The organism is Streptomyces sp. NPDC058457 (assembly GCF_042720695.1).
Classification (GTDB): domain Bacteria; phylum Actinomycetota; class Actinomycetes; order Streptomycetales; family Streptomycetaceae; genus Streptomyces.
The window spans coordinates 64,344-79,938 of the sequence record NZ_JBHXLU010000036.1; the positions used below are offsets into that span (position 1 = coordinate 64,344).

General features: G+C 74.3%; 13 protein-coding genes. 1 reads left to right on the forward strand and 12 read right to left on the reverse strand.

Features of this window, described 5'->3' with window-relative positions; all coding sequences use genetic code 11:
• Position 1 precedes the first annotated feature (1 nt).
• The 5 genes from ACFWPS_RS26665 to ACFWPS_RS26685 are packed head-to-tail and all read right to left on the reverse strand — an operon-like array spanning position 2 to position 6,572.
• The gene (locus ACFWPS_RS26665) at positions 2-1,291 is read right to left on the reverse strand and encodes a Rieske 2Fe-2S domain-containing protein (protein ID WP_383708771.1); all 1,290 of its coding nucleotides are present in this window, start codon (positions 1,289-1,291) and stop codon (positions 2-4) included.
• Complete coding sequence (locus ACFWPS_RS26670) at positions 1,176-2,336, reverse strand: hypothetical protein (protein WP_383708773.1); 1,161 nt, start codon at positions 2,334-2,336, stop codon at positions 1,176-1,178. The genes ACFWPS_RS26665 and ACFWPS_RS26670 overlap by 116 nt, the downstream gene beginning before the upstream one ends.
• Positions 2,333-4,291, reverse strand: a complete 1,959-nt coding sequence (locus ACFWPS_RS26675) for a primary-amine oxidase (RefSeq protein ID WP_383708775.1) — start codon at positions 4,289-4,291, stop codon at positions 2,333-2,335. The genes ACFWPS_RS26670 and ACFWPS_RS26675 overlap by 4 nt, the downstream gene beginning before the upstream one ends.
• Complete coding sequence (locus ACFWPS_RS26680) at positions 4,288-5,922, reverse strand: gamma-glutamyltransferase (RefSeq protein WP_383708777.1); 1,635 nt, start codon at positions 5,920-5,922, stop codon at positions 4,288-4,290. The genes ACFWPS_RS26675 and ACFWPS_RS26680 overlap by 4 nt, the downstream gene beginning before the upstream one ends.
• A complete protein-coding gene (locus tag ACFWPS_RS26685) occupies positions 5,919-6,572 on the reverse strand; it encodes a cyclase family protein (RefSeq protein ID WP_383708780.1) in 654 nt (217 codons plus the stop codon). The genes ACFWPS_RS26680 and ACFWPS_RS26685 overlap by 4 nt, the downstream gene beginning before the upstream one ends.
• 134 nt (positions 6,573-6,706) lie before the next feature.
• Here ACFWPS_RS26685 and ACFWPS_RS26690 point away from each other — a divergent pair, with 134 nt between their 5' ends.
• Positions 6,707-7,405 (forward strand): GntR family transcriptional regulator, encoded by a 699-nt coding sequence (locus ACFWPS_RS26690; RefSeq protein WP_383708782.1) that lies wholly within the window; start codon positions 6,707-6,709, stop codon positions 7,403-7,405.
• A gap of 65 nt (positions 7,406-7,470) precedes the next feature.
• Here ACFWPS_RS26690 and solA read toward each other — a convergent pair whose 3' ends face one another.
• The 7 genes from solA to ACFWPS_RS26725 form a co-directional block, all read right to left on the reverse strand.
• The gene (gene solA / locus ACFWPS_RS26695; RefSeq protein ID WP_383708784.1) at positions 7,471-9,909 is read right to left on the reverse strand and encodes an N-methyl-L-tryptophan oxidase; all 2,439 of its coding nucleotides are present in this window, start codon (positions 9,907-9,909) and stop codon (positions 7,471-7,473) included.
• The gene (locus tag ACFWPS_RS26700; protein ID WP_383708786.1) at positions 9,906-11,363 is read right to left on the reverse strand and encodes an aldehyde dehydrogenase family protein; all 1,458 of its coding nucleotides are present in this window, start codon (positions 11,361-11,363) and stop codon (positions 9,906-9,908) included. The genes solA and ACFWPS_RS26700 overlap by 4 nt, the downstream gene beginning before the upstream one ends.
• A 92-nt stretch (positions 11,364-11,455) precedes the next feature.
• Complete coding sequence (locus ACFWPS_RS26705) at positions 11,456-12,304, reverse strand: creatininase family protein (RefSeq protein ID WP_383708788.1); 849 nt, start codon at positions 12,302-12,304, stop codon at positions 11,456-11,458.
• A gap of 40 nt (positions 12,305-12,344) precedes the next feature.
• Positions 12,345-12,794 carry a cytidine deaminase gene (locus ACFWPS_RS26710; RefSeq protein WP_383708790.1) on the reverse strand — a complete coding sequence of 150 codons (450 nt, stop codon included), beginning with the start codon at positions 12,792-12,794 and terminating at the stop codon, positions 12,345-12,347.
• Positions 12,791-13,555, reverse strand: coding sequence for an amidohydrolase family protein (locus ACFWPS_RS26715; protein WP_383708792.1), 765 nt, complete (start codon positions 13,553-13,555; stop codon positions 12,791-12,793). The genes ACFWPS_RS26710 and ACFWPS_RS26715 overlap by 4 nt, the downstream gene beginning before the upstream one ends.
• Entirely contained in the window at positions 13,552-14,532 is a 981-nt protein-coding gene (locus tag ACFWPS_RS26720) for an ABC transporter ATP-binding protein (RefSeq protein ID WP_383708794.1), read from the reverse strand. The genes ACFWPS_RS26715 and ACFWPS_RS26720 overlap by 4 nt, the downstream gene beginning before the upstream one ends.
• A complete protein-coding gene (locus ACFWPS_RS26725) occupies positions 14,529-15,590 on the reverse strand; it encodes an ABC transporter ATP-binding protein (protein ID WP_383708821.1) in 1,062 nt (353 codons plus the stop codon). The genes ACFWPS_RS26720 and ACFWPS_RS26725 overlap by 4 nt, the downstream gene beginning before the upstream one ends.
• Positions 15,591-15,595: the final 5 nt, after the last annotated feature.

A 15,595-nucleotide genomic window follows, 5' to 3' on the forward strand; every position in this document is an offset into this window, starting at 1 on the left:
GTCAGCCGTCCGTTCCGGCCGTCTGCGCCCAGCCGCTCTCGGCCCGCTGTTTCGCGGTCACGGCGGCCCAGTGCTCGGCCCAGCCCTCGGTGGGACCGATGCCGTCCAGGGTGACCGGACCGCGCAGTCCGGCCGCGCGCTCCGCGGGCAGCACCAGCGGCGGGTCCTCGCCCCGCTCGACGGCGGCTATCGCCTCGCCCAGCATGCGCCGGTACAGCACGATCGCCTTGTCGGAGCGGCCCAGGTGCTCGCGGGTGCGGTCCTGGATCGCGCCCTGGCCCTCCACCGCCCACTGGTCGTGCACGTTGATGTCGGTGCCGAGCCCGGTGTACGTCGTGGCCAGCTGCTCGACGGGGTCGTAGCCGTAGCCGTTGGAGCGGCCGAAGCGCGGGCGGTAGTCGGGCAGGGTGACCGCGTCGACCCGCTGCCGGCGCATCTCCGCACGGTCGACGGGGCTGCCGACGCTGGTGAACTGGGCGTACCAGTAGCAGGAGGTGTCGTCGATCGGCACATGCCACTGGGTGATCGCGGTCTCGGCGTCCAACGGGATGTGGAAGCCGTGCGGGAACACCTGGTGGGTGACCCGGACATGGGTGCGGCTGCCGTCCATCGGGCGGCCCTCGGTGTCGGTGCCGTCCAGCGTGCGCAGCGCCGTGATCCGGATGCCGTACGGGGTGCGGACGGCGTCGATGTCGGGGCGGCCGTACTCCCGCAGGATCTTCGTCATCGGCAGGTCGGTGCCCCGGGAGGCGGCCCGGAACTGCTTGCCGTAGCTCTCCGAGGGGTCCTCGTCCTGGAAGAAGCGGTGCAGGTACGAGGCGTGCGCGGGGTCGATGCCGACCTCCAGGGCCTGGAGCCAGTTGCACTCCAGCAGCCCCTTCCAGGCGAAGGTGTGGCCGGCGGGGGCCTCGAAGCAGTCCAGCGCGGGCAGTTCGGGCGGCTCGCCGGGGCCGAGGTAGCCCCAGATCACGCCGTTGATCTCGCGCACCGGGTAGCTGCCCAGCCGGACCCGGGCGGCGAGGTTGCCGCCGGCCGGTTCGGCCGGGGTGTCCAGACAGGTGCCGTCCCGGCCGAAGAGCCAGCCGTGGAAGCAGCAGCGCAGGCCGCCGTCCTCCAGCCGGCCCAGTGCCAGATCGGCTCCCCGGTGCGGACAGCCCCGGTCGACCAGACCGAGCTCACCGTCCCCGTCCCGGAACAGGACGAGGTCCTGCCCCAGCACCTTCGGGGCCACCAGGGGCCGTACGCCGTCGAGTTCCTCGCTCAGGGCGACGGGCTGCCAGTAGCGGCGCATCCAGGCCCCGGCGGGCGTGCCCGGGCCCGTCCTGGTGAGCCGCACGTTCTCTTCCTCGCGCATCTGACGCCTTTCTGTCCCGGTCACAGAGACCGTAGCGATGGAAGGATCCAGAAGGCCAATAATTGGATCCAATATTTACGTGGGCGTAACAGCTCTTCCGGCGGCGGACGTCGAGCACGCACGCCGCCGCCATGGCCGCGTCGGCGGACGCCATCAGCAGGCCCGCCGCGCCCCGTCCGTCGGCCGCCATCAGCGCGGCCAGCGGGAGCACGGCCAGGTGCGCGACGAGGAACGGGCCGCGCGGGGCCACCGGGTGACGGCAGAGCAGCACGCCCGCCGTCACCCAGGAGAACGAGCGGGCGAGTTCGATCCCCGGCCCGTCCAGCCCGTGCAGTGGCGGCAGGTGCCAGGCGTACGCCGACACCGCCCAGACCGCCGCCCCCAGCCGGGCCCCGCCGCGCTCCCCAGCGGACGGCGGCCCGGTCGCGGCGACGGCGCGCGCCAGCAGGACCGGTCCCAGCACCGCCAGCGACTCGAAGCGGACCATCGCCCACACATGCGCGTCCGTCCCGTCCGGCGCCCGCACCAGCAGCAGCGGGACGGCGAGCACGGCCGCGGCCGCCGCGGCGGTGAGCACACACCGCCCGGTCAGCCGCCGCGCCCCGGGCGTCAGCACGACCCGGAGGGCGGGCCACGACATGGCCAGCGTGACCGCGAGCACCGCACCCACCCGGCCGACGGCGACCGTCGGATCCGCCGAGCCGTACCCGGCGTCCACCGCCGCGTGCCCCGCGTGTCCGCCGCCGACCGAGGAGGCACCGGCGGTGTGAAGAGCCACGCCCGTCACGGCCAGCACCATGAGGGCGGCGAGCGGCTGGTGTGCCGGGGCCGTACGTACGGCGATCGACCGGTGCACCGGGAGCGCGAACGCGGTGGCCGACCGCTGTGCGTGGGCGGTGCGCGCGGTTGGTCGCAGGTGTGCCTGTGGCGGGTGTGCGGTGGGTCCGCGGTGCGCCGTGGGTGTGGTGACGGTGGTGGTCATCCGGAGCAGCAGTGCCCGCTGTCCGCGTCTGCCACGGTGGCCGGCGGGTGACAGGAGACCGGTGCCGGGACGTCCAGCGCGGGGTTGCGGTCGAAGAAACCGTCCGGCTCCAGCCGCAGCCTGGCCCGGGCCACCGGCATCACCGGCCACTCCTCGGGACGCGGGAAGTGGTGCGAGCCGACCGTCGCCCACAGCACCAGCTCCGTGCCGTCCAGCGAACGGTCCTCCTCCTGCCAGCGGTGCACCCCGTCCGCGCCGGGCTCGGCCTGATTGGGGTACTCGCCCGCCACGAACCGCCGCGCCGGGTCGTACTCCGTCGCCCACAGCTGCTTCGCCACGAACGGCGCCCGCCGCGCGCACACGCTGTCCGGACGCACCGGCAGCACCGCCGTGTTCTCCACATGCACCCGGTACGCGGTCGGCTCACCCATCCGGTTGCGCGCCCCGGTGCTCTCCACCCGCCAGTGCAGGGCCCGTGAGGGGTCCGTGGACCGCCCGCCCTCCGCCTCGCTGAGCACCGGCCGCAGCACGGTCCGCGCCGCGTTGCCGTACGGGTCGAGCGCCGGGTCGCTCTCGTGCTCGGCGGTCACCTCGACCAGCCGGTTGGCCGTCCCGTCCACCGCCATGTCCAGTCGTACGGCGAAGAAGTGCTGGTGGTTGGTGACCGCCACGTTCGGGGCCACCCGCCGGGCGTACGGCGTCTCCTCGTCCGCCGTGACACCGGTCGCGGACAGGATGCCGGTCATCTTGATCTCCAGCATGACCGAGCCGTCCTGGTACAGGGACCAGTAGAAGCCGTAGTCGTAGTTGGCGACCGTCGCGAACGCCGAGATGATCAGCCGGCGAGAGCGGCGCACCTCGGTGCGGCCGGTGCGCCCGTCGTGGTGCTTCCAGAGGATCCCGTCGTCCTCCTCGTGCATGCAGACCGCGTTGGGGATGACCCGGGGCACCCCGTCGCCGCCGAGCACCGCTGCGTCGAAGTAGTGGATGACACCGAGGCAGTCGCAGCCGAGGGCGAGGGAGTTGGTGAGCGGACCGGCGCCGTACTCGCCCCAGTCGAAGAAGTTCTTGCGGTACTGGGTGGAGGCGGTGTCGAAGTACGGCACGTACATCTCGTTGACCGAGGCCCGGCGGATCACCTCGCGCGGCCCCCTGCCGCCCGCGTCGAAGCTCAGGTCGTGCAGCACGAGGCCCTCGCGGTGGCTGAAGCCGACCCGTACCGACCAGCCCTGCCAGTCCACCCGCTGTCCGGTCACGGTGAAGCTCGGCCCTTCGGGCTGGACCACCTCCAGCGGCTTCAGACCCGCCCGCTCGGGCACGCTCCCGGCGCTGAACACGCCGGACTCCTCGGAGAGCGGGACGACGCCGTGGTCCTCGATGTACAGCACCTCCATCGACTCCATGTCGATGATCGGCACCACGCCCTGCACGGGCCGCGCGTAGCCGTTGTCGTCCTGCGACTCGCGGTGCCACACACTGCCCCAGGTCAGCCGGCGGCCCGGGGACTCGGGCGGCTCGAAGCCGCCGATCGACTCCGGGTCGACCATCACCAGCGACACGTCGTGGATGCCGCGCAGCGCGAGCACCTCCCGGAACCGCGGGTCCGCCCGGCACGCCGCGGCGGCCTGCCGGGCCTCCTCCGAGGAACAGCCGGGACTGCGCACGTCCAGCTCGCGCCAGGTCGTCGCACGCGGCTCCGCACCGAGTTCCAGGTCGACCTCGTACCCGAGGTGCGCGGAGGGGCAGATCACCACCGCGCGGGCCCGCCGGGCCTCGCCGGGGCGGGCGGTGCGCGCGTGGTGCTCGTCCAGGGCGACGCCCCAGAACCGGACGTCCTCGGTGACCCGGACGTCGGCCTTCAACACCTTTACAGCGACGGCCAGTTCGGCGGCGGACAACGGATCCAGCGGGTGGGGTGCGGCAGCCGACTCGGGGCGGGGAGCGAGGGTGCTCATACTGGGGTTCCTTCCGGGGCGTTGCCGGTGGTGCGGGCGGTGCGGGTAGTACGGGCGGTGCGAGGCGCGGCGGGCGTGGCGGCTGCGAGGTGGGCCGTGCCGCCGTCGGCGCGGGGATCGGAGGCGGCGTCCAGGCGGCCGTCGTGGGTGAGCCGGACCACCTGGACGTGTCCGGCCAGATCGCTCGGACCCGGTGCGACGACCACGGGAAGTCCCGGTGACACGGCGGGCGCCGACTCCGGTGCCGAACCGGGCTCGGCGAGCAGGGTCTGCTCCTCGAAGCCGATGTCCCGGGCGCCGATCACCCAGCGCGGGGCCGCCAGTACGGCGTCCGGGTCGGAGTCCGGGCCGGCCAGCGCGGGCAGGGTCTGGGCGAGGATCTGCGGCTGGGCCCGGCCGCCCTGGCAGCCGGCCGCCAGCAGCAGCGCGGGGGAGCGGCCGATCACCGGACACAGCGTGTGCGGCGGGCGCGCGCCCGGGCGCAGCAGGCCGGGATGTCCGGGCAGCAGACTGAACGCCGAGCCCCGGTTGTGCAGCACGATCCCGGTGCCCGGGTCGCACAGTCCGGAGCCGAAGGTCTGGTAGACGCTCTGGATCAGCGAGACCGCGAGCCCGGAGGCGTCCACGGCCGTCACCGCGACCGTGTCACCGGCCGGCCGGAACGACGGCCGGGGCGGGAGGGCGCCGGCCAGCGGCGCCGGGTCGAGCAGCCCGTCCAGGTCGAGCCGCTGCCCGTGCGGGTCACCGAGCAGCCGGTCGCGGGCGGCCGCGGCGTCCTGGCAACGGGCGGCCAGCACCCGGGTGCGCTCCACCCCGGAGCGGCCCGCGGCACCGGCCACCGCGGACAGCAGGGCGGGCAGCACGGCACCCTGACTGGGCGGGGGCGCGGCCCACCAGCGCACACCCACCGCCCCGGCTCCCACGAGCTCCACTTCCACCGGATCGGCGAACTCGGCCCGGTGTGCGGCCAGGTCGGCCGCGGTGAGCGGGCTGCCGAGGTCGTGCAGACCGGTGGCGAGGGTCTCGGCGACCGCGCCCCGGTAGAACGACGAGGGATCGGCGGCGAGTTCGTCGAGGACCTGCGCCAACCGGGGCTGGGGCAGCGGGTCGCCCTCCGTCACCGGGCGGCCGTCCGGACCGGTCAGCAGCGTGGACAGGCCCGGGTCGGCCTTGACGCGCGCCTCGTTGTCCCGTATCGCGCGTGCCAGTCCGGCCGAGACCGTCGCCCCCTCCGCGGCGAGCGCGGCGGCGTCCCGCAGTGCGGCGGCGAGCGCCCCCGGCATGCCGTACGCCTCGGCGAGCGCCGCCCAGCCCGCCACCACGCCCGGCACGGTGACGGTCTGCGGACCCTGGGCCGGCATCCGGGAGTCCGCCGCGCGCAGTGCCTCGACGTCGGTGCCCGCCGCGGCCGCCCCGACGGACAGCACCGCGCGCACGGTGCCGTCCGGCGCGTGGACCAGGGCGATCAGATCGCCGCCGAGAGAACACTGGTGCGGGTACACGACGGTCAGTGCGGCCGCGGCGGCCAGCGCCGCGTCCACCGCGTTGCCGCCGCGCCCGGCCGCCCGCCGGGCCGCGGTGAGCGCCGCGGGGTGCGGGGCGGCCAGGGCCAGTGCGCCGGCCGGGTTCACGCGGCGTCCCGGGGGAGCAGCAGAGTGCGCGAGGGGGCCGCCTCGGCGCCCTGGAGGGGCACGGGCAGCGACAGCATGTCGTAGACCCCGGCCGGGGTGTGCAGCAGGTCGACCACTTCCAGGATCAACACGTCGGCACCGCACAGCAGTTGGTGGGTCTCCCAGTGCGTGGTGTAGGCGACCGCCTCGATGCTGAGGTAGTCGATGCCCGCTGTGCGCACCCCCGCCTCGATCAGCCGTTCGGCGCCGTCCGGGGCCAGGCCGACCCACTGCCGGGCCTTCCACGGACTGCGCAGCACACCCGCCGAGTTGCTGGTGCGCAGCAGCACCCGCTCCTCCGTGCCGAGCCCCGCCGCGTCGAGGTCGGCCGCGGTGATCTGCTCCTTGACATGGGTCAGGTCCAGCACCCGGGCCGTACCGTTGAGGGCCGACAGGTCCAGCCGGTCCACGGTCTTCCCGCCGTCGACGAAGTGGGCAGGGGCGTCGATGTGCGTCCCGGTGTGCGCCCCGATGCGCCAGCGGCTGACGTTGGACGGATCGCCCGCCGTACGCGACTCGACGACCTCCACCTCGGGCCGCCGGCCCCAGTGCAGCATGCCGGGGTGGATCGGCACCGAGACATCGATGGCCTTGGTCACATCGAGATACATGACACGCTCCTATTGGATGCGGATAGTCTGTAAGTGGATCCAATGTCGATGAACAGTGGACGGCGGCGGCGTGGCAGACTGCTCCACCACCGCGCGGCTCCCGTCAGCCCCCGAGAAGGATGAGACCCACTCCGATGACGCCCCAGACCGACGAAGGCGCCCTCGTCGACGACATCGCTGCCCGTATCCGTGCGCGGATCATGGACGGGGAGCTCCCGATCGGGAAACCGCTGCGCCAGGCGGCGCTGGCCGCCGAGTTCGGGGTCAGCCGCACTCCGGTGCGCGAGGCGCTGCGCCAGCTGCAGAACGGCGGACTGATCGAGATGCAGCCGCACCGCGGCGCGGTGGTGCGGGTGCCGGCGCCCTGGGAGGTGCGTCAGGCCTACGAGGTGCGTGCCGAGCTGGAGGCCCTGGCCGCCCGGCGCGCGGCCGCCCGGATCACCGACAGTCAGCTCGCCGCGCTGCGCCGCCATAACGACGTACTGCGTGCGGCGGTGGAGGGCGCCGGTGCGTCCGGCGCCGGCGCCCCGGACACCACCCGGGCCAACGACTGCTTCCACACCGTGGTCTGCCAGGCGGCGGACAACCCCTGGCTGAGCCGGATGATCGACCGGATCAACGAGAGCTTCCCGCGCAACGTGTCCTCGCTGGCCCTGACCGGTGACGAACGCCACCGTCAGCTGAACGTCCGTCAGCACGACGCCGTCGTGGCCGCGTTGACCGACCGGGACGAGGACCGGGCGCAGGAGGCGATGCGCGAGCACGTCATCAGCGCCGGTGAACACCTGACCGCCTGGTACGAGCGCCGTTCCCAGACCGTCTTCCACGGCTGACCCGTACCCGTACCCGCACCCGCGCCCGCACCCGTCCTCGGCCCGGGCCGCCCCGGTGGCGGCCTTCACCGGGCACCGTCGGCGACCAGCCGCGCGGGGGAGAGGAAGTCCAGGTCCGGGCGCGGGAGTTCGCACACCAGGTCGGCCAAGGCGGCCCCGATCGCCGGGCCGAACTTGAAGCCGTGCCCCGAACAGGCCGAGGCCAGCAGCGCCTGCGGCACCCCGGGCACCTCACCGACCAGGAACCGTCGGTCCGGTGTCATGGTGTACAGACACGTCAGGCTCTCCGTGACCGGGCCCGCACCGGGCAGCACCCAGGCCACCGCCCTTGTCAGCAGGGCCAGTTCGTCGGCGGTCGCGGCGGGTCTGGCCGCATCCGGATCCCACGCGGGACCGGCGTCCAGGCCGGCCTTCAGCCCCCGGCGGTCGGCGGCCGGAAAACCGTAGAGCAGCCCCTCCGGCAGATCGACCGAGAAGCTGCCGAGCCCGCCGGGCCCGAGCGGCCCCGCCGGATCCGCGGCGAAGTACGCGTTCACGATCCGGGTGACCGTCAGGTGCGAGGCCAGCGACGGCACCAGGTACGGCGTCCACGGCCCGGCGCACAGCACCAGCCGCCGGGCCCGCACCTCCCCGGCCGTCGTCCGGACGACGACCCCGTCGCCGTCCGGACGCCAGCCCGTGACCCGCGTGCGGTCGGCGATCGTGGCCCCGGCCCGCTCCGCGAGGGCGAGCTGGGCGCGCAGGGTCGCGGGGGCGTCGATGATCCCGGCGGCCGGGTCGTGGACCGCCGTGAAGCCCTCGGGCAGCCGCAGCCCCGGGAAGATCCGGGCCGCGGCCGTCCGGTCCACAGTCCGGCAACCCGGACCGCGCAGCGGATCGGGCCGCTCCCCGGGGGCCGCGTAGAGCCCGCCGGTGACGTCCAACAGCCGGGTTCCGGCGGCCTGTTCCAGCTCGTCCCAGGCGCGGTAGGCGGTGTCCACCAGTCCGTCCCAGTCGGGGTGCGGATAGGCCCGGCGGATCATCCGGGTGGCGCCGTGCGAGGAGCCCCGGTCGTGCCCCGCCGCGAACTGCTCCATCCCGAGCACGTCCAGCCCCCGCTCGGCGAGCTGCCGCAGCGCCGCGCCGCCGTGCACACCGAGCCCGACCACCACGGCGTCCCGGCGGCCGCCCCCCGCCGCCCGGACGGGCGTGGTGCGCGGGCGGGGGGTGCGGGTCCGGGAAGTGTCCGCCGCAGTCCCCGTGGCATCGGTGGCCGACGCCGACGCCGTTCGGTCCCTCCCACCGGTGTCCGCCGCGATCTCCGCGATCGCCTCCACCAGGGCGTCCAGGTCGCCGTCGTCGGTGTACACGTGCACCGACGCCCGCACCACCTCGGCCAGTCCGCGCGGGTCCATGTCCCAGCGGCCGTGGTCGGCCGGTACGGCGATCAGGTACACCCGCCGCAGCGCCAGGCGCCGTTGGACCTCGCTCGCGTCGAGCCCCTGCACCACGAAGGTGACGATCGCCCCGCCCGCCGCCGGCGGGTCGGTGAGCCGTACCCCGGGGACCGCGCCGAGCCGCTCGCGCAGTCGTGCGGCGAGGGCGGAGAGGCGGGCGAAGACGGTCGCGGGGCCGAGTGCGTGCAGGCCGGCCAGGGCCGAGCCCAGGCCGAGCCGCAGCGCGTGGGCGGCCTCCCACAGCTCGAACCGCCGTGCGTCGGGGGCCAGTTCCCAGCTGCGCTCGGCCGTCCAGCGGGCCCCGCGGACATCCGGCGCCTGGGGTGCGAGCCGTTCCAGGAGCGGACGGCGTACCGCGAGCAGGCCCGTGCCGCGCGGACCGCGCAGGAACTTGCGGCCGGTGCCGATCAGCAGATCGCAGCCGAGGGCGGGCATGTCGACGGGCAGCTGTCCCAGCGACTGGGTGGCGTCCAGCAGGAACGGCACCCCGTGCTCGGCGCTCAGCGCGCCGATGCGGGCGGCCGGTTCGACAAGGCCCGACGAGGTCGGCACGTGCGCCGCGGTCACCAGCGCGGCGGGACCGGTGCGCAGCGCCCGCTCCAGGGCCTCCAGGTCGGTCGCGCCGTCGGGCCCGTTGGGCAGCACCTCCACCCGTACTCCCGTGTCGCGCTCGGCGGCCAGCAGGTGCAGGGCGCTGCTCACATAGCTGGAGCGGGCCGCGAGCACCCGGTCCCCGGGCCGCAGCCGCAGCGCCGACACGATGCGCTGCCAGCCTGCGGTGGCGCTCTCGACCAGGGCGATCTCGTCGGCGTCGACACCGAGCAGGCGGCCGGTACGGGTGTAGACGGCCGCCAGGTCGTCGGCGGCGAGCCGGGCGGCCTCGTAGCCGCCGTGCAGACTCTCGGCGCGCAGCTGGGCGATGACCGCCTCGACCGTGTCGGAGGCGAGGAGCGCGGCCCCGGCCGCGTTGAAGTGGTGTCCGGTCGCGCAGCCCGGGGTGCGGGCCCGTTCGGCGGCCACGTCGAATCCGGCGGGGGCCGGCGGCAGCGCCGTCACGGGGGCGCTCACAGCGCCATCGTGATGCTCTTGGGCTCGGTGAACCCGTCGACCGCCGCGTCGCCGAGATCCCTGCCCAGACCGGACTGCTTGCTGCCGCCGAACGCCACGGCGGGGTCGAACTCGTTGTAGGTGTTCACCCACACGGTGCCTGCCTGGAGCGCCGCCGCGGCGCGGTGCGCGCGCCCGAGGTCGGTGGTCCACACGCCCGCCGCGAGACCGTAGTCGCTGTCGTTGGCGAGCGCGATCGCCTCCTCCTCGGTGTCGAAGGGGAACACCGCGGCGACCGGTCCGAAGATCTCTTCGCGGGCGATCCGCATGTCGGGCGTGACGTCGGTGAACACCGTGGGCCGTACGAACCAGCCGGATCCTGGCAGGGGTTCGCCGCCGGTGGCCGCCTTCGCGCCCTCGGCGAGTCCGAGGTCCAGGTAGCCCATGACCCGGTCGAACTGCTCCTGGGAGACGAGCGGGCCGATGTTGATCCCGCCGGAGAGCCCGGGGCCGATCCGCAGCGCCTCGACGGCCGGCAGCATCCGGTCCAGGAACTCCGCCAGCACCGTGCGCTGCACCAGCAGCCGGCTGCCCGCCGTGCACATCTGTCCCGAGTGCCCGAACACGGCCCGTACGGCGGCCGGTACGGCGGCGTCCAGGTCGGCGTCGGCGAACACCATGTTGGCGGATTTGCCGCCCAGTTCGAGCGTGAGCCGCTTGACGGACGGCGCCGCCGCGGCCATGATCAGCCGCCCGACGTCGGTGGATCCGGTGAACGACACCTTGGCCACGTCGGGATGCGCGACCAGCTCCGCCCCGGTGCGTCCGTCGCCCGTCACCACGTTGACGACGCCTTCCGGCACACCGGCCTCCAGGCACAGCGCGGCCAGCCGCAACGCGGTCAGCGGGGTCTGCTCGGCGGGTTTGACGACCACGGTGCAGCCGGCGGCCAGCGCCGGGGCGAGCTTCCAGGCGGCGATCATGAAGGGGAAGTTCCAGGGGAGTACGGCGGCCACCACGCCCACCGGCTCCCGCACGCTGTACACGTGCCGGCCGGGCCCGGCGGGGTGCACCGTGCCGGTCAGCCGGGCCGGGGCGCCCGCGAAGTGCCGGATCGCCTGGAGACCCAGCTCCACGTCACCGCGGGCCCGCTCGATCGCCTTGCCGTTGTCCAGGGTGTCCAGGACCGCCAGCGCCTCGGCGTCCCGCTCCACCAGGTCCGCGAGCCGCAGCAGGACGTCCCGCCGGTCCCGGGGCGGCAGCGCGCGCCAGCGGCCGTCGCGGTGCGCCGCCGAGGCGGCGGCCACCGCCGCGGCCACGTCGGTGGCGTCCGCCTGGGCGATCGTGGTCAGCGGCTCGCGGGTGGCCGGGTCGAGGACCGGGATGCGCCGGTCCGAGGCGCCCGTGGTCCAGGTGCCGCCGATGAGCATGGGCTCGCAGGCGGGCAGCCTGGGCAGGGTGATGCTGGGGTCCAAGGGGGTTCTCCTTGTCGTTCGTGCAACGGGCGGCGCGGTTCCGCGGGCGCGATGGCTCAGGCGCGAGACCTCGGAGGCTCACGCCGGACGGCTCAGGCCGGATCGCCGGGCCGGTGGGCCGCGCTGGGCCAGGGCTCGCGCACGGCCGCCGAGACCGCGCGGGCGGTGGTGAGCACACAGCGGTCGAACTCCGCCCGCCCGTGGGCCGCGTTCGCCTCGGTGACGTCCCTGCCCCACACGCCGGTCTCGCTGACCTGGTCCATGCGGTAGTCCCAGAAGGAGTCGACGTCGACGTGCGAGGTGGCCCGCTCCATCCGTACCAGGTCGGGCGCCAGGTGCAGCATCACCGAGGTCTCGAAGTAGTTGGCGTGCATCAGCGCACGCCCGTACGTGACATGGCCGTCGACCTCGGGCCCCGGGTACATCGTCACGTACCCCAACGCCCGTACCCGGGCGTCCCGGTGACGCACCCTCAGTTTCTCGGCGGACACGTCGAGCGCGCCGTTGTTCCAGATGTGGCCGTTGAGCAGGACGAACTGCCGTACGCCGCTGGAGTACAGGGAGTCGATGACGTCCTCGACGACGGCGATCAGCGTCTCGGGACGCAGCGCCACCGTCCCGGCGAAGCCGCCGTGCGAGGCGGACACGCCGAAGGCCAGCGGCGGCAGCACCGGCACGCCGGTCAGCGCGGACACCCCCAGGGCGACCGCCTCGCAGATCCGGGTGTCCACGGCCAGCGGCAGATGGGGGCCGTGCTGTTCGGTGGCGCCCACCGGGATGATCACGGCGTCACCGCCGGCGACCGTGGTCCCGGCCTCCGGCCAGGTCAGCTCCTCCCACGGCAACGGCGTTCCGCTGCCGCCCAGTTGCGCGGCGAGCGCGGGCACGTCGAGCCCGGTGGGGACGCTCAGGCCGCCTGGCCCTGTGATGACGGACGGCATGTCTCTCCTGTCCTCGGGGATACGGGGGTCTGGTTCGCTGTCACCAGCGACGCCGGCTCTTCTCCGGCAGCAGGTCCAGCGCGCGTGCCGGGACGGGGCGGTCGCCGTCGACCGTGGTGATCCACACGACGGCGTCCGGGCTGTAGTCGCTGATGAGTTCGCGGCACACCCCGCACGGCGCGATGATCCGGAACTGTCCGGCGGGCTTGATCTGCACCGACACCACCGAGGTCACCGCCAGCGGCGCACCGGGCGCGAGCGCGCCGCGCGCGGTTCCCAGGGCGACGCCCTCCGCACAGACCGAACTGCGCCGGCAGGAGCCCTCGACATGGACGCCGGTGTGGATCCGGCCGTCCGCGGTGCGCAGCGCGGTGGCCACCTCGTGCCGGTCCCGCTGCCACACCCGCTCCAGCAACGCCTGTGCCACGGAAAGGAGTTCGGCGTCCTGCTCGGTCATCTCCGGCGGGACGGCCACGGGTGCGGCGGTCATGCGTCGAGCCCCAGCAGGCGGGCCATGTTGCCGCCCTCGACCAGCGCCCGGTCCTTCTCGTCCTCGATCGCCTTGGCGATCTTCATGCGCTCCAGGTCGAAGTCCGAGCCGGGCCACTCGCTGCCCATCAGGATCTGCCGGGGGCCGAGCCGGGCGTAGGCCCGCTTCACGTCGCTCATCAGCGTCGCGGACGTCTCCAGGTAGATGTGCGGCTGCCGTTCGGCCACGATGATCGCCTCCGGCACGTTCCACACCGCGCCCATGTGCGCGATGATCGTCGGCACCTCGGGGTGGTCCCGGGCGATCTCCTCGATGGCCAGCGGCGCGCAGAAGGCGTCGTCCAATGCGTTGACCAGCACCAGCAGCCCGCGCCTGGCGCAGGCCTCGAACACCGGGTCGAGGAGCCCGTGGTCGGCGACGTGGTAGCCGTGCAGACTCGGGTGCAGCTTCAGCCCCACCAGCCCGGCGTCGGCGATCCGGTCGATCTCCTCGATCGCGTCGTCCGCCTGCGGCAGCACCTGGCCGAAGCCGAAGAACCGGTCCGGGTGCGCGGCCACCAGCGAGGCGATGAAGTCGTTCTCGATGCGCTGCGCGAGCGAGCACACCATCGCCATGTCGACCCCGGCGGCGTCCATCCGGTCGAGGATGCGGCGCGGCTCGAAGGGCTTGTAGGGCGGCGGCGCCTCGCCCTTGCGGGCGCCCGTCAGGTAGTCGGAACGGCCGCGCACGTCCTGGGTGGTGTTGTAGGCGTCGATGATCAAAGCTGGTCCTCACTCACGGGCACGGGCCCCAGGGGCAGGTGGCAGCGGACGCGGCGGCCGGGTGCGATCTCGCGCAGTTCCGGGTGCCGGGTGCGGCAGAGGTCGGTGGCGAACGGACAGCGGGTCCGGAACAGACAGCCCTCCGGAGGGTCCGCGGGGTCCGGCAGTTCGCCCTCCAGGGGCTGCCGTTCGACCGGCGGTCCGGGCCGCAGCTCCGGCACGCTGGCCAGCAGCGCGGCGCTGTACGGATGGGCCGGGCCGGCGAAGAAGTCGTCCCGGGAAGCGGTCTCGATGATCTCGCCCAGGTACATCACGGCGACCCGGTCGGCGATGTGCCGCACCACACCGAGGTCGTGGGAGATGAACAGCATCGTCAGGCCCCGGTCGCGCACCAGGTCCGACAGCAGGTTCAGCACCTGGGCCTGGATGGACACGTCCAGCGCGGAGACCGCCTCGTCGGCCACCACGAACCGTGGCGAGGACGCCAGGGCCCGGGCGATGCCGATGCGCTGGCGCTGCCCGCCGGAGAACTCGTGCGGCTTGCGCCCGCCGGCCTCGGCCCCCAGCCCGACGAGTTCGAGGAGTTCGGCGACGGCACGTTCCGCCTCGGCGCGGCTCGCGCCCCGGGCGCGCAGCAGCGGCTCGGCGACGATGTCGGCGACGGTGCGGCGCGGGTTCAGCGAGCCGAAGGGGTCCTGGAACACCATCTGGAGCTCGGCCCGGGTCCGCTTCAGCGCCCGGCCGCGCAACCGGGTCAGATCGGTGCCGAGGAAGTCGATCCGGCCCGCCGACGGCTCCACCACGCGCAGCAGCGCCCGCCCGAGCGTGGACTTGCCGCACCCCGACTCACCGACCAGACCCAGCGTCTCGCCCTCGGCGATGTCCAGATCGACGTCCCGCAGCGCCCGCACCCGGCCACCGGCCCGGCCGGCGTACTCGACCCGCAGCCCGCGGGCGCTCATCAGGACCTCGCTCATACAGCGGCTCCCGCTGCCTGGGCCGCCCGAGCTCGCACCCGGGCCTCCGCGGTGAGCACACAGGCGTCCAGATGGGCCGGGCCGCCATGACGCCGCCGCAGCTCCGGACGGCTGTCGCAGCCGTCGTGGGCGAACGCGCAGCGCGGCCGGAAGCCGCAGCCGGGCGGCCGTCCGACACCGGCGGGCGGCGCGCCGGGGATGGCCGGCAGCCGCTCGGGCACCGGCCCGCGCAGCGGGGGCACCGAGCCGAGCAGGCCCATCGTGTACGGGTGCTGCGGGTCGAACAGCACCTCGTCACGGGTGCCCTGCTCCACGATCCGGCCCGCGTACATCACCGCCACCCGGTCCGCGACCTCCGCGACCACCCCCAGGTCGTGCGTGATCAGCAGGACGGACGTGCCGTGCTCGCGCTGCACCCGCTTCAGCAGCGCCAGCACCTGGGCCTGGATGGTCACGTCCAGCGCCGTGGTCGGCTCGTCCGCGATCAGCACCGCCGGGTCGTTGGCCAGCCCCATCGCGATCATCACGCGCTGACGCATGCCGCCGGAGAGCTGGTGGGGATAGGCGCGGGCGGCCCGCGCCGGGCCCGCGATGCCGACCTCGCCGAGCAGTTCGACGGCGCGGCTCGCGGCCGTGGCGCGCGGGACGTCACCATGGGCGCGGATCGTCTCCGCGACCTGCGCGCCCGCCCGGTGCAGCGGGTTGAGCGCGGCCAGCGCGTCCTGGAAGACCACCGCCACTTGCTTGCCGCGCACCCGGCGCAGCTCCCGCTCGGACGCCCCCACCAGCTCCCGGCCCCGGAAGGAGACGGATCCGTCGATGTGGGTGCGCGGACCGCGGTTCAGGCCGACCAGACTCATCGACAGCGCCGACTTGCCCGACCCGGACTCGCCGACCAGCGCGAGGATCTCGCCCCTGCGCAGCGTCAGGTCCACCCCGTCCACGGCGGGCAGCCGGCCCGCCGGCACGTCGAACCCCACCCGCAGCCCACGGACTTCGAGCACCGCCTCCGGAAGGGCCACGCCGTGCGCGCTTTCCGGCGTGGTCGAGTCATGCATGTCCT